The sequence below is a fragment of the Curtobacterium sp. BRB10 genome (assembly GCF_031844325.1).
Classification (GTDB): Bacteria; Actinomycetota; Actinomycetes; order Actinomycetales; family Microbacteriaceae; genus Curtobacterium; species Curtobacterium poinsettiae_A.
The window spans coordinates 1-19,129 of the sequence record NZ_JAUZVA010000012.1 but is presented as its reverse complement, the minus strand read 5'-3'; the positions used below and the strand labels follow the sequence as shown (position 1 = coordinate 19,129).

The 19,129-nt window shown below is 73.0% G+C and carries 20 protein-coding genes; 14 read left to right on the top strand and 6 right to left on the bottom strand.

Annotated features, from left to right (window positions below):
- Positions 1–61: 61 nt before the first annotated feature.
- Positions 62–967: an AraC family transcriptional regulator gene (locus tag Q9R26_RS17975; RefSeq protein WP_311228108.1), complete on the top strand. Its 906-nt coding sequence runs from the start codon at positions 62–64 to the stop codon at positions 965–967.
- 120 nt (positions 968–1,087) lie between these two features.
- A complete protein-coding gene (locus Q9R26_RS17970) occupies positions 1,088–1,312 on the top strand; it encodes a PLDc N-terminal domain-containing protein (RefSeq protein WP_311228107.1) in 225 nt (74 codons plus the stop codon).
- A gap of 4 nt (positions 1,313–1,316) precedes the next feature.
- Here the strand turns inward: Q9R26_RS17970 and Q9R26_RS17965 are convergent, their stop codons facing one another.
- The 4 genes from Q9R26_RS17965 to Q9R26_RS17950 form a co-directional block, all read right to left on the bottom strand.
- A complete protein-coding gene (locus Q9R26_RS17965; RefSeq protein WP_311228106.1) occupies positions 1,317–1,802 on the bottom strand; it encodes a tetratricopeptide repeat protein in 486 nt (161 codons plus the stop codon).
- Positions 1,799–2,608, bottom strand: coding sequence for a PmoA family protein (locus Q9R26_RS17960; protein ID WP_311228105.1), 810 nt, complete (start codon positions 2,606–2,608; stop codon positions 1,799–1,801). Before Q9R26_RS17960 ends, Q9R26_RS17965 begins: the two co-directional genes overlap by 4 nt.
- A 10-nt stretch (positions 2,609–2,618) precedes the next feature.
- Positions 2,619–3,299: a class I SAM-dependent methyltransferase gene (locus Q9R26_RS17955; RefSeq protein WP_311228104.1), complete on the bottom strand. Its 681-nt coding sequence runs from the start codon at positions 3,297–3,299 to the stop codon at positions 2,619–2,621.
- A 221-nt stretch (positions 3,300–3,520) separates the two neighbouring features.
- Positions 3,521–4,270 carry a FadR/GntR family transcriptional regulator gene (locus Q9R26_RS17950; protein ID WP_262137533.1) on the bottom strand — a complete coding sequence of 250 codons (750 nt, stop codon included), beginning with the start codon at positions 4,268–4,270 and terminating at the stop codon, positions 3,521–3,523.
- Positions 4,271–4,509: 239 nt separating this feature from the next.
- Between Q9R26_RS17950 and Q9R26_RS17945 the strand changes: the two genes are divergently transcribed.
- From Q9R26_RS17945 to Q9R26_RS17920, 6 genes are read left to right on the top strand one after another with little or no spacing between them, the layout of a single operon-like run.
- Positions 4,510–5,919, top strand: a complete 1,410-nt coding sequence (locus tag Q9R26_RS17945; RefSeq protein WP_311228103.1) for an MFS transporter — start codon at positions 4,510–4,512, stop codon at positions 5,917–5,919.
- Positions 5,916–7,640 (top strand): dihydroxyacetone kinase family protein, encoded by a 1,725-nt coding sequence (locus Q9R26_RS17940; RefSeq protein ID WP_311228102.1) that lies wholly within the window; start codon positions 5,916–5,918, stop codon positions 7,638–7,640. The genes Q9R26_RS17945 and Q9R26_RS17940 overlap by 4 nt, the downstream gene beginning before the upstream one ends.
- Before the next feature lie 25 nt (positions 7,641–7,665).
- Positions 7,666–8,151 carry a ribose-5-phosphate isomerase gene (locus Q9R26_RS17935; RefSeq protein ID WP_182066927.1) on the top strand — a complete coding sequence of 162 codons (486 nt, stop codon included), beginning with the start codon at positions 7,666–7,668 and terminating at the stop codon, positions 8,149–8,151.
- A complete protein-coding gene (locus Q9R26_RS17930; protein ID WP_311228101.1) occupies positions 8,151–8,966 on the top strand; it encodes a triose-phosphate isomerase family protein in 816 nt (271 codons plus the stop codon). Before Q9R26_RS17935 ends, Q9R26_RS17930 begins: the two co-directional genes overlap by 1 nt.
- On the top strand, positions 8,963–9,808 hold the full coding sequence (locus Q9R26_RS17925) for a sugar phosphate isomerase/epimerase (RefSeq protein WP_262137537.1): 846 nt from the start codon (positions 8,963–8,965) through the stop codon (positions 9,806–9,808). Before Q9R26_RS17930 ends, Q9R26_RS17925 begins: the two co-directional genes overlap by 4 nt.
- A complete protein-coding gene (locus Q9R26_RS17920) occupies positions 9,805–10,722 on the top strand; it encodes a phosphogluconate dehydrogenase C-terminal domain-containing protein (protein WP_311228100.1) in 918 nt (305 codons plus the stop codon). Before Q9R26_RS17925 ends, Q9R26_RS17920 begins: the two co-directional genes overlap by 4 nt.
- A 32-nt stretch (positions 10,723–10,754) precedes the next feature.
- Here Q9R26_RS17920 and Q9R26_RS17915 read toward each other — a convergent pair whose 3' ends face one another.
- Positions 10,755–12,350 (bottom strand): hypothetical protein, encoded by a 1,596-nt coding sequence (locus Q9R26_RS17915; RefSeq protein ID WP_311228099.1) that lies wholly within the window; start codon positions 12,348–12,350, stop codon positions 10,755–10,757.
- An 80-nt stretch (positions 12,351–12,430) separates the two neighbouring features.
- Between Q9R26_RS17915 and Q9R26_RS17910 the strand changes: the two genes are divergently transcribed.
- The 3 genes from Q9R26_RS17910 (at position 12,431) to Q9R26_RS17900 (ending at position 14,093) form a co-directional block, all read left to right on the top strand.
- Positions 12,431–13,192 (top strand): SDR family NAD(P)-dependent oxidoreductase, encoded by a 762-nt coding sequence (locus Q9R26_RS17910; protein WP_311228098.1) that lies wholly within the window; start codon positions 12,431–12,433, stop codon positions 13,190–13,192.
- 108 nt (positions 13,193–13,300) lie between these two features.
- Complete coding sequence (locus Q9R26_RS17905) at positions 13,301–13,495, top strand: hypothetical protein (RefSeq protein WP_259581655.1); 195 nt, start codon at positions 13,301–13,303, stop codon at positions 13,493–13,495.
- A gap of 85 nt (positions 13,496–13,580) precedes the next feature.
- Positions 13,581–14,093, top strand: a complete 513-nt coding sequence (locus Q9R26_RS17900) for a hypothetical protein (protein WP_311228097.1) — start codon at positions 13,581–13,583, stop codon at positions 14,091–14,093.
- A 9-nt stretch (positions 14,094–14,102) separates the two neighbouring features.
- Here the strand turns inward: Q9R26_RS17900 and Q9R26_RS17895 are convergent, their stop codons facing one another.
- Positions 14,103–15,566, bottom strand: a complete 1,464-nt coding sequence (locus tag Q9R26_RS17895; protein ID WP_311228096.1) for a PLP-dependent aminotransferase family protein — start codon at positions 15,564–15,566, stop codon at positions 14,103–14,105.
- 21 nt (positions 15,567–15,587) lie between these two features.
- Here Q9R26_RS17895 and Q9R26_RS17890 point away from each other — a divergent pair, with 21 nt between their 5' ends.
- The 3 genes from Q9R26_RS17890 to rlmN all read left to right on the top strand — a co-directional run bounded on the left by Q9R26_RS17890 (position 15,588) and on the right by rlmN (position 18,798).
- Positions 15,588–16,337 (top strand): pyridoxamine 5'-phosphate oxidase family protein, encoded by a 750-nt coding sequence (locus Q9R26_RS17890; RefSeq protein WP_311228095.1) that lies wholly within the window; start codon positions 15,588–15,590, stop codon positions 16,335–16,337.
- A gap of 227 nt (positions 16,338–16,564) precedes the next feature.
- Positions 16,565–17,473 carry a C40 family peptidase gene (locus Q9R26_RS17885; RefSeq protein WP_209135689.1) on the top strand — a complete coding sequence of 303 codons (909 nt, stop codon included), beginning with the start codon at positions 16,565–16,567 and terminating at the stop codon, positions 17,471–17,473.
- Positions 17,474–17,565: 92 nt separating this feature from the next.
- The gene (gene rlmN / locus Q9R26_RS17880; protein WP_182066918.1) at positions 17,566–18,798 is read left to right on the top strand and encodes a 23S rRNA (adenine(2503)-C(2))-methyltransferase RlmN; all 1,233 of its coding nucleotides are present in this window, start codon (positions 17,566–17,568) and stop codon (positions 18,796–18,798) included.
- Positions 18,799–19,129: the final 331 nt, after the last annotated feature.

The window sequence follows — 19,129 nt, the reverse complement described above, 5'->3', positions numbered from 1 at the left end:
GAGTGCTTGCCGGATCCCGCACGGGCACCGCTCGCACCACAGGCCTCGGCAGAATGGGCACATGGACGACGTCACCTCGGACCGACTGGACCGTGCGCTGCAGAGCGTCCTCGCCCACCTCGACGACACGGAGCGCGCCGGACGGCTCGGCCTCCGCCTGGCCCGGGTGGACCGTCCGACCGACCTCGGGTACCAGCGCTACACGCCGTCGATGTCGGTGGTGCTCGCCGGGCGGAAGCGCTCGGTGGTGGGGGACGACGACCAGCTCTGGGGTCGCGAGCGCTTCATCATCACGCCCGTCGACCTGCCCGTGATCGCCGGGGTGGTCGAGGTCGAACCACCCGCGGGGTTCGTCGCGGTCGTCTGGCAGCTCGATCCCGCGGTGGTGGCCGAGGTCGCGACGGCGATGTCCCGCCCGCACCAGGACGAGGCGCCGCCGGCACGACTCGGCAGCTGGACCCCGGCCCTGGCGGACGCGTTCGCCCGGCTCGTCGGACTGCTCGATGCTCCGGAGGACATGACGGTTCTCGCCCCGCTCGTCACCCGCGAGGTCGTGCTCCGCCTGCTGCAGACCGACCAGGCACCGCGCATCCTGGCTGCGATCGGCAACCGGGACGGCGACGTCGTCGCAGCGGCCACCGCCCTGCTCACCGACCGGCTGGCGGACCCGTGGTCGGTGGCGGGCCTGGCCGCGGCGGTCCGGACGAGCGAGTCGACACTGTTCGCCCGCTTCCGGCAGGTCACCGGCATGAGCCCCGTGCAGTACCTGCGGCGGCTGCGGCTCGGCGAGGCCCGGCGGCGGATGATCGTGCTCGGCGACACCGCCGCCCAGGCGGCGGTGGCGGTGGGGTACCGGAGCGCCTCGCACTTCTCGCGTGACTACCGCGCGCTGCACGGCAGGCCACCGGCTGCCGACGCCGGTCGGGCCCGTGCACTGCTCGCACGGGGTGAGGTCGCGATCGCCTGATCGACCAGCGTGATCGCCTGACCGCCCGCGCAGTCAGTCGGACGGATGACGCGGTCGCGTCCGGGCAGGCCCTACTGTCGACGATGCGGGCGACGATCGTCGCCGCGGAGAGGACTGCTCGTGTTCACGAACGTGTCGGGGGCACACACCGTGGTGCTCCTCGTGCTGCTGGCGCTCGAGGCCGTGGCGCTGGTGCAGGTCTGGCGCGATCGACGACGGACGCAGCTGGTCAAGGTGCTGTGGACGGTGGTCATCCTCGCGCTGCCCGTGGTCGGCGTGCTGGGGTGGGCCGTGAACTGGCTGCTCGGCAAGGCTGCGGACGCGCTGCAGCGCCGGAACGCCTGACGCGTCAGGCCTCGGTGAGGGCTGCCGCGTAGGCCCGGACGGACCGGTGGTACCGGGGGAGTGTCGGCTCGACGGCCTCGATCGCGACGCGCAGCGCCTCGGCTGAGCGTCCCGCGCTGTGCAGGACGAGCGCGAGGAACACCCGCGGTGCCGCCCCGGTGGCGGGGTGTTCCGGCGCCTCGCGGAGCATCGCGATGGCCGCGTCGATCCGGCCGAGGTTCCGGAGCGTCGAGGCGTGCTGGACGACCATCCGGGCCGCACGGTCCGGGTCGACGGTGTCCAGACCGGCTGCGGTCGCGGCGGCGTACTGCACGTCGGCGTCGGCCTCGTGTCCGCCCGAGTCGAAGGCGCCGCCGAGCTCGAACGCGCCGAGTGCGGGGTGCGGAGCGTCGGCGGCCAGGTCGCGCATCCGCTCGATCCGCTGCTGATCGTCGATCGTCTCGTCGTCCCACAGCGCCGCGACGCCTGACTCCCAGTCCCCGGTGCTCATCGGGCGAGCGTACCGCCGTCGGTGATCGTCGCGCGGAACGAGCGGACCAGCGGCGTGCCGGGCTGCACGACGGCGGGGGAGTCCCACGCCAGGGCCGAGCCGATCGCGGGGTACTCCTCGGCGCGGACGAACCAGGGGTCGTCGTGGTCGAGGGCCTCGATCCGGATCGTGGCCGGACCACCGTCGAACAGCGCCGACCAGGCGATCCAGGGAACGGCCGAGCCGTGCACGGCGGCTTCGCCCTCGGCGTCGGCGGTCTGGACGACCACTCCCGTGCACTCGGGGAACCGCCAGAAGAAGCCGCCGTAGCCGGCTCCGGTCCGGCCGTTGCTGCCCGGGCTCCCGAGGTGCACCGGGGAGTCGCCGGGGGTGCGGAACGACGACGACCAGGACAGCTCCCACCCGCTGGTGACCGCGCGCCAGCGCAGGGTGCGGTCCTCGCGCAGGACCACGGTGCGGTCCGGGCCACGCCAGACGAGGTGCTCGGCGGACGTCGTGTCGTGCTGCTCCGCGTGCACCACCTCGACCGCGCCGTGGTCGTCGCGCCAGACGTAACCGCGGCCGTGGACGTAGGTCGGGCCGCCCCAGCAGTTCACGCCGTCGACGTCGGGGATCGCGACCCCGACCCCGCAGTGCCAGGCGTGGTCGACCGGGTGGTACGCGCTGACGACGGTGCCGCCGAGGGTGCGGACCGGGTGCAGGGACGGCCGAGGGGACGACGTGGCGACCGTGCCGGCGCCGTCGCGTTCGAGGGCGACCTCGACACCGCCCACGACGAGTGCGCGGATGCCGTCCTCGGTGCTCACGCCACCGACGCTACCCGCGTGTCAGTCGGGCGAGCACGACGCTGTCGAGCACCTCGTGCGGATCACCCTCCGGCGTCATCGCGGTGCGCGGCCGGACCTCGGCGACCAGGACGTCCCAGCGGTCGTCGAGCTGCAGGACGGCGAGGTCGTCGGCCGGCGCGGGGAACCGGTACTCCCGCAGCTCCGGCGGCAGGTCGTCGTGCGGGGGAGCGGCGTGCGCGGTGACGAGCAGGTGCCCACCGGCGGCGACGAAGCCGGCGGCCCGGCGCAGGATGTCGGCTCGGGGGATCTCCACCGGCCACGACTGCAGGAACGACGCCGTCACCAGGTCGTACCGCGCGGCGGTGTCCCACCGGGCGAGGTCCGCGGCGACGAAGGCCGTCCGGTCCTCCACCCCGGCGGCGACCGCGGCCCGTGAACCACGCTGGAGCGCCGTCACCGACAGGTCGATCCCCGTCGCGTCCCACCCCTGCTCGGCGAGCCACACCACGTCGCCGCCCTCGCCGCAGCCGAGGTCGAGCGCCCGCCCCACCGGCAGCCCCCACGTCACCGAGGCGAGCACGGCGTTCACCCGGCCGGACCAGATGCCGTCGCGCTCGGCGTAGCGGGCCTCCCACCAGTCCCGGACGGACGGTTCGGCGGTGGTATCGGTGGCGGCTCCGGCGGCGGAGCCGTCGTGGTGGGTGTGCATGCTCACACTCCAGCGCACCTGCCGGGCCGGACCCAAGCGGTGTTGCCGACCCGGCAACACCGCACCGTGCGGGGCGGGCGCGACCCGTGCCTCCCGTCCGCCCGGATCGTGAGCAGCAGGTGTCGGGTCGGCTCGAGGGACCCGACCATTCCTGCTCACGAAGCGCGCACGAGCGAGCGCGCCCGCGCACGAGCGCGCCCGAGCCCGAGCGCACGCGCCCATTAATCGTCGGCGGGCAGCGGCTCGGCGTGCTCGATGCGGGCGCTCGCCGTGGCCATGTGCGCGTCCATCGCGCGCTGCACGGCGGGCACGTCGCGCGCGCGCAGGGCCTCGAAGACGGCGCGGTGCTCGTGGAACGCGGCCTCGGTCGCCTGCCGGGTCTGCACGCGCCGCGCGACCCAGACGCTCAGCATGGAGCGCAGGCTCTGCAGCAGGTCCGCGAGCACGTCGTTGCCCGACGCCCGCGCCAGCAGGACGTGGAACCGGACGTCGGCGTCGATGAACGCCTGCGGGTCGTCGAGCGTCGCCTCCTGCCGGACCAGGTACTCGCCGAGTTCGGTGATCTGCTCGTCGGTGGCGCGCTGCGCGGCGAGGATCGCTGCCGTGCGCTCCAGTGAGGACCGGATCTCGAGCAGCTCGCGGGTGCGGTTCGACGCGAGCATGAGCCCCCACGACAGGGTCGTCGGGAGCAGGTCCGAGGTGCCTCCGCGCAGGTAGGTGCCCGAGCCGGGGCGGATCTGCACGATGCCCAGGATCTCGAGGGCGGCGAGGGCCTCACGGACGGCCGAGCGTCCGACGCCGAGCCGCTCGGACAGGATCCGCTCCGAAGGCAGCCGTGAGCCGGGGGCCAGCTCGCCGGCGGTGAGCAGCGAGACCAGCTGTCGGGCGACCACCGAGGCGGGGGACCCGACGGGCACGGACTCGAGTTCGAGTCGGATGTTGAGGGGGTCGTCCGGGCTGAACGCGGGCATGCAGTGAGCGTACCGGTCGGTCAACCGGTTGCAGGGGAGCAACGCAGGCGCCTCGAGCAGTCCATACGGGAGGCAGGGAACGCGCAGAATGGTCAACCGGTTGACAAGTTGCTTGCCCGCGCCGCACACTGGATCAGGCGCACCGATGCGCCCGCTCCCGATCCGCGCAGCAGCACGGACCGTCCCCGGCGAAGCCGCCAGGACGGGAGTCGTACCACCCCCACCGAGCAGGAGTCATCGTGGACATCCCCGCCACGCGAGGCATCCCCACCTCGGTCGTCGAGAAGACGGCCATCCGCAAGATCGCGATCCGCATCGTGCCGTTCGTGGCACTGATGTTCTTCATCAACTTCCTCGACCGCACCGCGATCTCCTTCGCCGCCCCCAACGGCATGGAGGCCGACCTCGGCCTGACCGCCGCCCAGTTCGGCTTCGCGTCCGGTGTGTTCTTCATCGGGTACCTCGTGCTCGAGGTGCCGTCCAACCTCGCGCTGCACAAGTTCGGCGCGCGTGTCTGGCTCGCCCGCATCATGATCACGTGGGGCATCGTGTCCCTGCTCTTCACGTGGGTGCAGAACTACCCGCAGCTCGTCGGCCTGCGCTTCCTGCTCGGCATCGCCGAGGCCGGCTTCTTCCCCGGCGCGATCCTGTTCCTGTCGACCTGGGTCCCGGCCCGGCACCGCGGCAAGATGCTCGCGCTCTTCTACCTGGCGCAGCCGCTCACGAGCGTCATCGGTTCCCCGCTCGCCGGTTGGCTGATGACCCACGAGGGGATCCTCGGCGGCCTGGCCGGATGGCGCTTCATGTTCCTCTGTGTCTCGGTCCCGGCGATCATCGTCGGCGTCCTGTGCCTCTTCGTGCTCAAGGACAAGCCGTCGCAGGCCAAGTGGCTCGACGAGGACGAGAAGCTCTGGCTCGAGGGCGCCCTGGCGAAGGAGAACCAGGAGAAAGCCGGCCACGGCAAGGGCGGCCTGCGTGCGGCGTTCGGCTCCGGCCGTGTCTGGATGCTCGCCGCGGTGTACTTCGGCTTCATCTACGGCCTCTACGCACTCAGCTTCTTCCTGCCGACGATCATCGACGGCTTCCAGGAGCAGTTCGGCACCACGTTCGACCTGTTCCAGAAGGGCCTCATCACGGCCATCCCGTACGTGCCCGCCGCGGTGGTCCTGTACTTCTGGTCGCGTGACGCCTTCCGTCGGGGTGTCCGGGTCTGGCACATCGCCGTCCCGGCCCTGGTCGGCGGCCTGAGCATCCCGGTCGCGCTCTACATGAACAGCCCGGCCGCCACCGTCGCGGTCATCGCGATCACCGCGTGTGCGATCTTCGCGGCGCTGCCGAACTTCTGGACGGTCCCGACGCAGTTCCTGACCGGTGCCGCCGCAGCCGCTGGGGTCGCCCTCATCAACACCGTCGGCAACCTCGGTGGGTTCGCCGCCCCGTACATCACGGGTGCCGTCAGCGAGTGGACCGGCGGGTACCAGGTCCCGATGTTCATCGTCGGCTTCTTCATGGTGCTGTCGAGCGTGCTGATGTTCGTGCTCGGCCGGACCACGAAGCGCAACGAAGCAGCTGCCGCGGCGTCCGGAGCCGACACCGCGGTCGCCGCCACGGACGGACCGACCGCGATCGCGAAGGAGGCCGGCGCATGACCCGCCTGTTCAACGACCCGGCGGACTTCGCCGACGAGATGGTGGACGGCTTCGTCGCCGCCAACCGCGCCCGGGTCCGCAGGGTGCACGGCGGCGTCGCCCGCTCCACCACCAGCCCCGAGGGCACCGTCGCGCTCGTCGTCGGCGGCGGCTCCGGCCACTACCCGGCCTTCGGCGGCCTGGTGGGGCACGGCCTGGCGGCCGGTGCTGCGATGGGCAACCTGTTCGCCAGCCCGAGCGCCCAGCAGGTCACCGCCGTCGCGAAGGCGTCGGAGCACGGCGGTGGGGTGCTGCTGAGCTACGGCAACTACGCGGGTGACGTCCTGAACTTCGACGCGGCGGCACGGGCACTCGAGGCACAGGGCATCGACGTCCGCACGGTCCGCGTGACCGACGACGTCGCGTCCGCGCCAGCCGACCGGGCGCACCAGCGCCGCGGCATCGCGGGGGACCTCTGCGTGTTCAAGGTGGCCGGAGCGGCCGCGGAACGCGGCGACGACCTCGACGCGGTCACCGCGATCGCGACCCGGGCCAACGACCGCACCCGCAGCTTCGGCGTCGCGTTCTCGGGCTGCTCCCTGCCCGGCGCCGACGAGCCGCTCTTCACCGTCCCCGAGGGGCGCATGGCCATCGGCATGGGCATCCACGGCGAACGCGGCATCGCCGAGGCCGACGTCCCCACCGCCGACGGCCTGGCCGACCTGCTCGTCGACGAGCTCCTCACCGAGCGCCCCGACGGCACCACGACGGATGCCACCCCCCGCGTCGTCCCGATCCTCAACGGCCTCGGCTCGGTCAAGTACGAGGAGCTCTTCGTCGTCTTCGGCGCCGTCCAGCGGAAGCTCACCGACGCCGGCATCGTCGTCGTGGAGCCCGAGGTCGGCGAACTCGTCACCAGCTTCGACATGGCGGGCGTCTCGCTCACCCTGTTCTGGCTCGACGACGAACTCGAACAGCTCTGGGCAGCACCGGCCGATGCCCCCGCCTACCGCAAGGGCGGCGCCGTCCCGCAGCAGCCGGTGCCGGTCGAGGTGCTCGAAGCCGGCGTGGTCGTGCCCGTGACGCCCGGCACCGAGGAGTCCCAGGCCGCAGCAGTCCGCATCGCGAGCGCGATCACCGCGATCCGCGCGACCATCGACGACCACGCCGACGAGCTCGGCCGCATCGACGCCGTCGCCGGTGACGGCGACCACGGCATCGGCATGCAGCGCGGTTCCACCGCCGCCGATCGTGCGGCGCAGGACGCCGCCGCCCGTGGTGCCGGCGCCGGCAGCGTCCTCGCGATCGCCGGAGACGCTTGGTCCGACAAGGCCGGTGGGACGTCCGGTGCGATCTGGGGCGCCGCCCTGGAGGCACTGGGTCGCGTCCTCGGCGACGACGAACGCCCGTCGGTCGCCACCGTCCAGAGCGCCGTGCACGCCGCCGCCGAAGCCGTCCTGGCGTTCGGGGCCGTCCCCGGCGACAAGACGATGGTCGACGCGCTCGTGCCGTTCGACCAGGTCTTCTCCGCCCGGGTCGACGCCGGTGACGAACTCGTCGACGCCTGGTCGGCCGCCTCGGCCGCAGCACAGACCGCGGCGGACGCCACGGCCGACCTGTTGCCGCGGATGGGCCGCGCCCGCACCCACGGCGAGGACGCCGTCGGCACTCCGGACGCCGGAGCGATCTCGTTCGCGCTCATCACCGCCGCGGTCCGCTCGACCATCGCCGTCCCCGCCTGACCCCCACCACGAAAGGCACACCCGCATGAGTGAGCAGCAGTTCCGCATCGTCGTCGGTTCGGACGACGCCGGCTTCGACTACAAAGAGGCCATCAAGGCCGACCTGGCGAAGGACCCCCGCGTGGCCTCCGTCGTCGACGTGGGCGTGGACGCCGACGGACACACCGCCTACCCGCACGTCGCCGTCGACGCCGCCCGTCTGGTGGCCAACGGCGAGGCCGACCGCGCGATCCTGATCTGCGGCACCGGCCTCGGCGTCGCGATCGCGGCGAACAAGGTCCCCGGCATCCGCGCCGTGACCGCGCACGACTCGTTCTCGGTGGAGCGTTCGATCCTGTCGAACGACGCCCAGGTGCTCTGCATGGGCCAGCGCGTCGTCGGGGTCGAGGTCGCGCGCCGGATGGCGAAGGAGTGGCTCGGCTACACCTTCGACCGGACGAGCGCGAGCGCCGAGAAGGTCGACGCGATCTGTGCCTACGACGGCTCCGCCCCGGTCGGGACCGACGCCTGATGCCCGCGACCACGGCGGCCGCCCCGGTGACGATCGGGGTGTCGCTCAAGATGTACTTCTCGCACGCCCGGACGCTCGAGTGGGCGGCCGCCGTGGCCGACATCGCCCGGAGCCACCCGGCGGTGCGGTCCGGCGCGGCCGAGCTCTTCGTGGTGCCGACGTTCCCCGCGCTCGTCCCGGTGCGTGCAGTGATCGGGGACGCCCCCGTGACGCTCGGCGCGCAGGACCTGGCCTGGGCGGACAGCGGCGCGTTCACCGGCGAGGTCTCCGGCGCCGAACTCCGTGAGATCGGGGTCGACCTCGTCGAGATCGCACACGCCGAGCGACGCGAGCTGTTCCACGAGACGGACGACGAGATCGCCGGGAAGGTGCACGCGGCGTACCGCAACCACCTGCGGCCCCTGATCTGCATCGGCGAGACCGAGCGCGCCGCCGACGGCGACCCCGCGGCCGCGATCGCCGAGGTCACCGCGCAGCTCGACCGCTTCACCGCCACGGCGACCGCCGACGGCATCGCCGGACCGCTCACGGCCGCGTACGAGCCGGTGTGGGCGATCGGCGCCCCGCAGCCCGCGCCCGACGAGCACATCGTCGGGGTCCTCGCCGGCATCGAGCAGCACCTGGCGACCCGGCCGGAGCTCGCCGGCTCCGTCGCGATCTACGGCGGCAGTGCCGGTCCAGGCCTGCTGGCCCGCGGGGCCGGACGCATCGGCGGCCTGTTCCTCGGCCGCTTCGCCCACGACCCCGAGGCGATCCGCACGATCCTCGACGAAGCCGAGGCGCTGGCCGCGACGCAGGACGGAGCACCGGCGTGACCTCCCTGCTCGGCCTCTCCACCTACGCCTACTCCTGGCGCATGTCCGACGGCGTCCCGTCGCCGATGTCCCTCGACGACGCCCTGCGCGACGCCGCGACCCACGACGGCGTCGACCTGTTCCAGATCTGCGATCACCTGCCGCTCGACACCGCGACCGACGAGCGCCTGGCCTCGATCCGGTCCCTGGCCGCCGACCTCGGTCTCACGCTCGAGGTCGGCACCCGCGGCACCCGGCCGGAGCACCTCGCCCGGTACCTGCACGTCGCGCAGCAGCTCGGCGCCACGCTCGTGCGGAGCATGTGGACGAGTGGCGACGACCAGCCCGACGCGGCCGAGACCGAACGACGCCTGCGGCAGGCGCTCCCCGCCTACGAGCGCGCGGGCGTGACCCTCGCGCTGGAGACCTACGAGGTCGTCCCCACCGCCGACCTCGTCGCCGTCGTCCAGGCGATCGGCTCCGACAGCCTCGGCATCTGCCTCGACCCGTCGAACACCGTCGCCCGGCTCGAACACCCGCGGGACGTCGTGGCGATGACCGCCCCGCACGTCGTCAACTGGCACGTCAAGGACTCCGCCTTCACGCGCTCCCCGGGCTGGGTCGGGTTCCAGTACACCGGCGTCCCGATCGGCACCGGGGTCGTCGACCACGACGCCGTCCGCGCCGCGCTCGAACCAGACACCCGGGGGATCAACCGCGTCATCGAGTTCTGGCTGCCGTGGCAGGACGAGCACGCGGGCGCCGAACCGCTGCCGGGGGAGACACCCGCACAGACCACCACCCGCATCGAAGCGGCGTGGACCGAACACACCATCGAGTACATCAGGAGCAAGGAATCATGACCGACACCGTCACCACCCCCCACACCGTCGCTGCCGGATCCGGCACGGCCGACGTCACCGTCGCCGTGATCGGTGCCGGCGGCAAGATGGGCACCCGCGTCTCGAACAACTTCGCGAAGAGCGAGTACACCACCCTCTACAGCGAGGCCTCGCCCGCTGGCCAGGAGCGCATCCGGGCCCTCGGCCGTGAGATCACCGACAGCCTCGACGCCGCGAAGGCCGCCGACGTCGTCATCCTCGCCGTCCCCGACGTCCTGCTCGGCAGCATCTCGGAGCAGCTCGTCCCCGTGATGAAGCCCGGTGCGTCGATCCTGACGCTCGACCCGGCGGCCGCCTACGCCGGTCTGCTGGCGAAGCGCGAGGACATCCACTACGCCGTGGCGCACCCGTGCCACCCGTCGGTGTTCCTCGAGCGCACCACCAAGGCCGAGTGGGACGACACCTTCGGTGGCATCGCCGCCCCGCAGGAGGTCATCGCGGCCTTCGACGCCTCGGAGTCGCTCGGCGACGAGGGCGACCGCGCCAAGGCCGTCGCCGAGGCCGTCATCACCACGATGTACGCCCCGGTCATCCAGGTGCACTGGGTCACGGTGAAGCAGCTGGCCGTGCTCGAGCCGACCCTGGTCGAGACGATCGCCTGCATGATCGGCGACTTCCTCAACGATGCTCTCGAGGAGACCGTCACCGGTGTCGGCGTGCCCCGCGAGGCCGCCCGCGCCATGCTCTACGGCCACACCTGGATCGCGCTGACGAACGGCCTGCGCGGCTCGAACCCGTTCTCCGACGCCTGCCACATCGCGATGGGCTACGGCCGCGAGAAGCTCATCAAGGAGGACTGGAAGCAGGTCTTCGACGACAGCGAGCTCGACTCGGTCATCGCGAAGATGCTCAAGATCGACGCCGTCCGCCGCTGAGCCGCACCGTCACCGACCGCCGCGCCGACCCGTCAGCGCGCCCGGACCGGAACGCCCCGCCGACCCCCTTCCGGCGGGGCGTTCCCCGTACCGTCGGCGGCCACGAACCCGCGCGGCCCCCACGCCTCGGCCAGCGTGATCGAGGCCACGCCGGGCACCGTCAGCGCCCGCACCGCGTCGGCGAACCACCGCTCGGCGGTCGGGGTGTGCTGCGCCGGGTCGGTCGCGTCCGGAACGGTCTCCGGCCCGTACCCGCGCTCGACGGTCGCGTCCGCCACGTCCCGGTTCGTCGCCGTCGCCACCGCGTTGAACCGTGGCCGCAGCGTCACCGGTCCGACGTGCAGCGCCCTGCCGGCGGCCAGCCTGGAGGCGCTGGTCACCACCCAGCGCTGCATCCGGATCGACTCGGTCACCTGTTCGGGCGACCGGTCGTGCATCTGCGGCGTCACACTGCAGGTCAGGGGGCCGTCCCAGCCCGAGAACACCGCGATCGACCGGTTCAGCTCGGTGAAGTGGGCCCGGGTACCGGCGACGACCTCCAGCGCGCCGACCGCTGCCACCGCTTCGCGCAGTGCCCGCTGCAGCGCCGGCGTCGTCACGTGCGACACCGGGTCGAACGCCCCGACGCGGGCCACCGGCCCGCCCTCGAGCACCGCGTCGATCGCCGCGCGCAGCAGCACCGGGTCGTCGGTGGCGAACCGGACGTCCAGGGGAGCGCCACCCGCGTCCCGCCGGGCCGACGCGAGCACCGCCCCGACGTCCGGGGCCCCGAGGGTCGGCTCGACCAGGATCGGGAGCCCGCGGAGCAGGTCGGCGTCGTCCGGGCGCGCAGCGACCGGTGCCGAACCCGCGAGGAGCTGGAGCGTCGGCGGCGGCGTGACCACGGCACCGGGAGCCGGCCCGTCGAGCACCGCGAGGTCCGGGGCGGGGGAGGCCGCGCCTCCCGGCCGTCTGCCCGGACCACCTGCAGGACCGACCGCCGTCGCTCGGAGGGTGAGCCCCTGCCGGGCCGTCGTCCCCGGCGTGATCGCGACCGGGAACGGCTCGGCGAGCGGCGTCGAGTACGTCTTGAACGAGGCGTCGGTCCAGTTCCGCTGGTCCTCGGTCTCGAACACGTCGCCGGTCAGGTCGAGCGCCAGTGCGACCGGACCCGCAGCCCAGTCGAGACCGGCGACGTCGACGGCCGGCTGGTGCGGCGCGATCCAGAACGGGAACGCCGTCGCGGTGCTGCCACCGGACGGATGCCGCACCGTCAGCGGCTGCCCGGCCAGGGTCGGCGGGTGCAGGACGACGAGCCCGATGCGGTTGCGGCGGAAGGCCCGTGTGGCCGTCCTGACCGCGGCGACCCGCAGGGTGTCGTCGTCGAGCGTGGCCTCGAGGACGGTGCGGACGACCTCGACGCCGTCGTACCGTGCGCTGGACTCGATCCGGATGCGCCCGCCCGCACCGTCCACCGTGCGTGTCAGCACGGTGTCGTCGGCGGTGCGCCAGTCGTGGTCGCGGACGACGAACCGGACGGCGCGCAGGACGAGCGTGCCCCGGAACGTGACGTCGGCGAGTTCGGGTCCGCGCAGGGCCAGGCGCCAGGGCCCGGCCGACACGATCTCGTCGTTCGACGTCGCAGTCATGGTGCATGCCTAGCACCGGTCAACCGGTTGGGCAATGATGGGGGTGACGGAGCAGCGCTGCTCCGAGGACGGAGTCCCACATGACCGCACGACTCGACGGCCGGACCGCACTCGTCACGGGAGCGGGGTCCGGCATCGGCCGCGCGATCGCCGACCGCTTCGTGGCCGAGGGGGCCACCGTCGTCTACGCCGACCGTGACGCCGACGCGGCCGCCGGTGCTGCTTCCGCAGCCGGCCCGACCGCGACCGGCCTGACGATGGACATCGCCGACGAGGCGAGCGTGGCCGCAGGGTTCGCCGGACTGGCCGAGCGTGGCACGAGCCCCGACGTGGTGGTCGCGAACGCCGGTGTGCAGCTGTTCGGCCACGACACGAAGGTCGCCGACCTGTCGCTCGAGACCTGGGACCGCACGGTCGCGGTCAACCTCACCGGCACGTTCCTGACGATCAAGCACGCCGTCCGGGCGATGCTCGCGAGCGGCGCCGGCGGGTCGGTCATCGCCACGGGGTCGCCGACCGGCCTGAACGGCGAGGGCGCAGACTTCGCGGCGTACTCCTCGACCAAGGGCGGCATCCACGCACTCGTCCGGGCGACCGCGATGGCCTACGCGCCGGACGGCATCCGGGTGAACACGGTCGTGCCGGGCTACACCGAGACCGGCCTCGTGTCGGCGATCTCCAGTGACCCCGAGGCCCGAGCCGCGATCGTGGCCCGCACGCCCCTCGGACGCCCGGGCACCCCCGACGACGTCACCGGGATCATGGTCTACCTGGCCAGCGCGGAGTCGTCCTACGCCACCGGAGCGGAGTTCCGCGTCGACGGCGGCATGACGAGCCTCTGACCCGTCTCGGAGGCCCGGTGCGCCCCGACGGACCTCCCACGCCCGACCTTTGGCCGCGGAACGCAGCACGTGGTTCCGCGACTCCCGGCACGCGTACCGTCCGTCGCGATGACCGAATCGCCCACCACCACTGCCCCGTCGAACTACGAGTCCGCCGACGGTGTGGACCCCCTGCACGTCACCACCTACCGCCAGGTCCGCAAGGCCGCCCGCCGCGGACACGCACTACCCGGCGACGCCGGAGAGCCCTCGCTCGCCGACCTCGTGAACGCCCGGAAGAACGGCGCCGCCGACTCCCGCTGACGCAAGCTCACGATCCGGTCTCGACCAGGTCTCGATCGGGACACGACCACGCGGACGGTACGACGGCGCTGCCACGATGTCGTCCATGGTCTCCTTCCGGTCCGCACTGCCCCTCCTTGTCGTGAGCGCGGTCCTCGTGTCCGGCTCGCTCGCTGGTTGCTCGGCCGACGCCGACGCAGACGCAGCGGCGCGGCCGACGTCGAGCCCGAAGCCGACCTCGGAGGCCCGGCCCGCGGGCGGCGCGACGGACCCGATGGAGGAGGACCGGAGTGCTGCGGCGATCTGCGGCCAGATCAGTGCGCTGTCGACGATCTCGCTGAACGCGACGGTCGGCCGCAGCCAGGGCGAGCTCTCCGAGGCGCAGTACCGGGCGCTGATCGCTGCGGAACGGTTCGGCTACGAGCACCTGTCGAGCAGCGACGACGAGCTCGACGACGCGATCGACTACGCGCACGAGTACCTCGACGCGCACCCCGCACCGGAGTCCGGGCCAGCGCTCGAGATGAATCCCGAATGGGAACTCGTCGGGCGGACCCTGAACACCGCGTGCCAGCGGGCCGGGTCGAACGTCGTGAGCACCGCCCAGTACGGCGGCTGACGGCCCTGGTCAGGTTGCCGTGACCGCCGTCACCAGTGCGTCGAGCGCGCGGTCGAGCTCCGGCAGCGTCACGGCGCCGTAGCCGAACACGATGCCCGGCGGCGTGCTGCCGGGTGCGAGCCCGTACTCCTCGAGCGTCGCGACGAGCACCCCGGCGTCCGCCAGCCGACGTGCGATCTGCGCCCCGGTGGCCGGACCCGACCACGTGACCACCGCGTGCAGCCCGCCGTTCAGGGCACGGGCCTCCAGGCCGGCGACGTCGCCGAGCCGAGCCGCGATCCGGGCCCGGCGGTGCGTGTAGTCGCGGCGCACGCGACCGAGGTGCCGCCGTAGCGCACCCGTCCGCAGCAGGTGCACGAGCGCGGCCTGCACCGGTTCGGCGACGACCGCGCCACGAGCCCGACGGGCGGCGAGCACCGCGTCCGTCAGCGGGGAGCCAGCCGCTGCGCCGGCAGCAGCGGGCAGCACGAGGGAGGCGCACCGCAGTCGGGGGTCGAGCGTCTTCGAGAAGCCGCCCACGTGCAGCACCGAGCCCTCGACATCGAGTGCGGCCAGCGCGGGTACGGGAGCGCCGCGGTGCCGGAACTCGGAGTCGTAGTCGTCCTCGACCACCACGGTGCCGGTGTCCGCGGCCCAGGCGAGCAGTCGCCGGCGCCGGGCGACGGGCATCACCGACCCGAGCGGGTACTGGTGCGTCGGGCTGACCAGGACGGCGTCGACCGGTCCGGCCGCCTCGAGTGCGTCGAGGTCGAGGCCGTCCTCGCCGACCGGGACGCCCACCAGCGACCCGCCCGCGCTCGTGACCGCCCGGTGTCCGGTGCGGTAGCCGGGGTCCTCGACGGCGACGACGGGGGCGCGACCCAGCAGCCCCCGCAGCGCCTCGGTGACGAGCGACAACGCCTCCGAGGTCCCCGCGGTCACGAGCACCCGGTCGACCGTCGCCGTGAACCCGCGGGCCAGGCCGAGCTGGGCGACGACCTGTGCCCGCAGGTCGGGGGAGCCGAGCGGGTCCGCGATCGCGTTCCGGAGCGGTGCCGAGGCCGCTGCGCGCCAGGCTGCCCGCCAGTCCCGTTGCCGGATGGCGGTGACGGCGGGGATCCCCGGACGGCAGTCGATCAGCGGAGCGGACGGCGGAGCGGCCGCGACGCCGACCGCGCCGGAGCCGGAACCGGCGGTGTCCGTGCCGACGGCCGGCGGCGCACCCGTGGTTCGACCGTGCAGGTCCGCCGCGACCCGTGCGACGGCACCGTGCCGTGTCCGCAGGTACCCCTCGCCGTCGAGCTGCTCGTACGCCGCGACGACGGTGCCCCGGGCCACCCCGAGCTCCGCCGCCAGCGCCCGCGTCGACGGCAGCGGATCGCCCTCGCGCAGGGTGCCGTCGTGCACCATCCCGCGCACCCGTGCGGCCACACTCGACACCTTGCTCGACTGGTCCACCGCGATCGCCCCGATCTGGTCCAAGCACCGGACCACTGGTGACCCTAGCGTGACGACATGCCCACCTCGTGCTCCGAACCAGAACCGCCCACCGACGGTCCCTCGCTCCGCGTCCGCCGCCTGCGCGATCGCCAGTCCGATGACCCCGCCGTCCTGCACGCGATCCTCGCCGAGGCGCACGTCGCCCACGTCGGCATCGTCCGCGGTGGCCACCCGGTCGTGCTGCCCTTCCTCTGCGCCGTCGGGGACCTCGGCGGCGGCCCCGTCCTGCTGCTGCACGGCTCGACCGGTGGTGGGCTGTTCCTCGACGCCGGGGCCGCGGGCGTCCCGGTCGCCGCCACCGTCACCCACCTGGACGGCCTGGTCTTCGCACGCTCGACCAACGACAGCTCGGCGAACTACCGAAGCGCGATGATCGCCGGGCGCGCGACCGTGGTGCCGACCGACCTCCGCGCCGAAGCGCTCTGGCAGATGGCCGACCACCTCATGCCGGGCCGCCGAGCCGAGGTGCGCGAGATGACCGCGAAGGAGGTCCGCGCCACCCAGGTCCTCCAGCTGCCCCTCGACCGCGCGAGCGTCAAGGTCCGAGCCCACGGGGTGGGCGAGGACCCGGCCGACGGTGAGGACCACGCCGTCTGGGCGGGCGTGCTGCCACTCGCGGTCCGCGCCGGGGTCCCGATCCCGGGGGACATCTCGGGGGACAGTCCGGTGGACGCGTCGGTCGTCGCCCTGTCGGCCCGCCTCGACCGCCTGGCGGCCGACCGGGAGGCCCGGATCGCCGCCGTCATGCGGGTCACGCCGGTCTGAACCCGGGTCCACCGCCGCGGGCCGGATCCAGAACGCCCGTGCGCACCGTCGGAGCCGCCTGCGAGCGGAGCTCGTTCCTGTGACCAGCCGCAGGAACACTCCGGCGCTGCCCAGCCGCGAGCGCCGCCGTGACCAATACGTTACTTTCCGGACCGCTGAGTGGTCCCGACCCGGAAGGACCCATGGGACGCCACACCCTGCCTGCAGCAGCCGACGACCGTCAGCCCGTGCGATCGCACACGCACCCCGCGGTCGACCCCGCGTTGCTGACGCCCGATACGCAGCAGTCCCGTCCCCGTGGTCGCCGCTCGGCCCTCGGCCCTGCGGCCGCCCGCTCCACCTTCGTCGAGCACCCGAAGCCGGCCCGGACCGTGCGGATGCAGCCGCGGCCCGCCCCCGTCGCGTCGTCGGCCGGTAGCGCGGTGCTGAGCCGGACCGCCACCCTGCGGGCCGAGCGCGCCGTCGACCCGCGGCACGTCCGCCGTTCCGCGAACGCGAAGCGGGCCGCGATCCTGCTCGCCCCCGCGATCGCGGTGACCTCGAGCCTGACGCTCGCTCTGCCCGCGAACGCCGACACCCTGCCCACCGACACCCGCTCGGGCACGACCACCGCGCAGGACGCCCAGACCTTCACGGTGGCGCACGACGTCCAGGTCCCCGTGGTCTCCACCGACGGCATGACCACCACGACGACGATCGTGTCCTACCCGACGCTCGACCTCCGCTTCGGGGTGACGACCGCGCAGGCACAGTCCGCGTTGTCCGCCGCGCTCTCGGCCGGTGGCGACCGGGCCACGATCGTGCAGACCGCCCTGCAGTACATGGGGGACCCGTACGTCGAGGGCGGCGCGAGCCACGAGGGCATCGACTGCTCCGGGCTCACGATGGTCGCCTACCAGGCGGTGGGGATCCAGCTCGTGCACTACGTGCCGACGCAGGACGCCGTCGCCACCACGATCCCCGAGTCCGAGGCACTGCCGGGGGACCTCGTCGTGTACGACGACGAGGACCACGTCGGCCTGTACCTCGGCCAGGGCCTCGTGCTGCAGGCACCGCACCCGGGTGAGGTCGTCGACATCGTCCCGATGTACTCGGCGGCGCACCACTTCGCGCGCGTCCTGCCCGCCGGGAGCTGACCGACCACCCGAGGCGCTGCCGTGGTGGGGACCAGCAGGACCACCCGGACGGGGCGTCCCCACCGATCACGGGCCTCCCGTATCCTGGAGTGATGGCTTCCGACACCCGCACCCCGTTCGAACAGCAGCAGTCTGCTCGTCCGCAGGTGCGCCCGCGCACCGAGGGCTGGAAGCAGGCCACCGACACCGACGGTCGCCCGCTCCTGCAGTTCGCGTCCCCGAAGCGTGGCAAGCCGCCCGTGCACCTGGCCGACCTGACAGCCGAGGAACGCGAGGCCCGCGTGAAGGAACTCGGCCTGCCCGGGTTCCGCGCCAAGCAGCTCGCGACCCACTACTTCCAGCACTACACGTCCGACCCGGCCAAGATGACCGACCTCCCCGCCGCCCAGCGGGAACAGCTCGTCGCCGGGATGCTGCCGCCGCTCCTCACCGAGACCCGGCGGCTGGCGACGGACAACGGCGACACGATCAAGTTCCTCTGGAAGCTGCACGACGGCGCCCTGGTCGAGTCGGTCCTCATGCGCTACCCGGGTCGCATCACCCTGTGCGTCTCGTCCCAGGCCGGGTGCGGCATGAACTGCCCGTTCTGCGCCACCGGCCAGGCGGGGCTGACCCGCAACATGTCCACCGCCGAGATCATCGAGCAGATCGTCCGGGCCAACGCCGCGATCGCCGCCGGTGAGCTCGGGGGTGATCCCCGCAAGGGTGGCCAGGACCGCGTCGACGCCGAGCGCGTGACGAACATCGTGTTCATGGGCATGGGGGAGCCGCTCGCGAACTACAAGCGGGTGATGGACGCCGTGCGCCTGATGGTCGCACCGCAGCCGATGGGCCTCGGGATGAGCGCGCGCGGGATCACCGTGTCGACCGTCGGCCTCGTGCCGGCGATCAAGAAGCTGGCGGACGAGAACATCCCGCTCACCTTCGCGCTGTCCCTGCACGCACCCGACGACGAGCTCCGAGACGAGCTCATCCCGGTGAACTCACGCTGGAAGGCCGACGAGGCGATCGACGCCGCCCACGAGTACTACGTGAAGACGGGCCGTCGTGTCTCGATCGAGTACGCGCTCATCAAGGACATGAACGACCACGCCTGGCGAGCGGACCTGCTCGCCGAGAAGCTCAACAAGCGCGGCAAGGGGTGGGTACACGTCAACCCGATCCCGCTCAACCCGACGCCGGGCTCCGTGTGGACCTCGTCCGAGGTGCACGTGCAGGACGAGTTCGTCCGCCGACTCAACGCCGCCGGCATCCCGACGACCCTGCGCGACACCCGCGGCAAGGAGATCGACGGGGCGTGCGGGCAGTTGGCAGCGGCTGAGTAGGTCGGTCCGGTTCGTTCGTTCGTTCGGGAGGCACGGTGCGGGTTCGCACCGTGCCTCCCGTCGTTCCCGGGGTCGCGCCCACCCCGTCGATCCCAGGAAACCCGGGGGACACGTGCCGTTCACCCGGCGGCGACACGCCCGGGAGGGACGACGGTTGGCCGGGCCCCCGGGGCGTGTGTAAAGTAATCACTCGTTGCCGCTGAGGCGGAGAACGGAACGGCCGAGACGGTCACAGGGTGCAAGCCCTGGATGCGCAGTCCGGACGGGGTCCCGCTCAGGCAACCAACTCCTCGGAAACATGACCTTCGGTTGTGCGCCCGGGATGTTGTAA

Coding starts and splice junctions, on each gene's coding strand:
- Q9R26_RS17975 (WP_311228108.1), top strand. CDS start 62: ATGGACGACGTCACCTCGGACCGACTGGACCGTGCGCTGCAGAGCGTC.
- Q9R26_RS17965 (WP_311228106.1), bottom strand. CDS start 1,802: ATGAGCACCGGGGACTGGGAGTCAGGCGTCGCGGCGCTGTGGGACGAC.
- Q9R26_RS17955 (WP_311228104.1), bottom strand. CDS start 3,299: ATGCACACCCACCACGACGGCTCCGCCGCCGGAGCCGCCACCGATACC.
- Q9R26_RS17950 (WP_262137533.1), bottom strand. CDS start 4,270: ATGCCCGCGTTCAGCCCGGACGACCCCCTCAACATCCGACTCGAACTC.
- Q9R26_RS17940 (WP_311228102.1), top strand. CDS start 5,916: ATGACCCGCCTGTTCAACGACCCGGCGGACTTCGCCGACGAGATGGTG.
- Q9R26_RS17935 (WP_182066927.1), top strand. CDS start 7,666: ATGAGTGAGCAGCAGTTCCGCATCGTCGTCGGTTCGGACGACGCCGGC.
- Q9R26_RS17930 (WP_311228101.1), top strand. CDS start 8,151: ATGCCCGCGACCACGGCGGCCGCCCCGGTGACGATCGGGGTGTCGCTC.
- Q9R26_RS17920 (WP_311228100.1), top strand. CDS start 9,805: ATGACCGACACCGTCACCACCCCCCACACCGTCGCTGCCGGATCCGGC.
- Q9R26_RS17915 (WP_311228099.1), bottom strand. CDS start 12,350: ATGACTGCGACGTCGAACGACGAGATCGTGTCGGCCGGGCCCTGGCGC.
- Q9R26_RS17910 (WP_311228098.1), top strand. CDS start 12,431: ATGACCGCACGACTCGACGGCCGGACCGCACTCGTCACGGGAGCGGGG.
- Q9R26_RS17905 (WP_259581655.1), top strand. CDS start 13,301: ATGACCGAATCGCCCACCACCACTGCCCCGTCGAACTACGAGTCCGCC.
- Q9R26_RS17900 (WP_311228097.1), top strand. CDS start 13,581: ATGGTCTCCTTCCGGTCCGCACTGCCCCTCCTTGTCGTGAGCGCGGTC.
- Q9R26_RS17890 (WP_311228095.1), top strand. CDS start 15,588: ATGCCCACCTCGTGCTCCGAACCAGAACCGCCCACCGACGGTCCCTCG.
- rlmN (WP_182066918.1), top strand. CDS start 17,566: ATGGCTTCCGACACCCGCACCCCGTTCGAACAGCAGCAGTCTGCTCGT.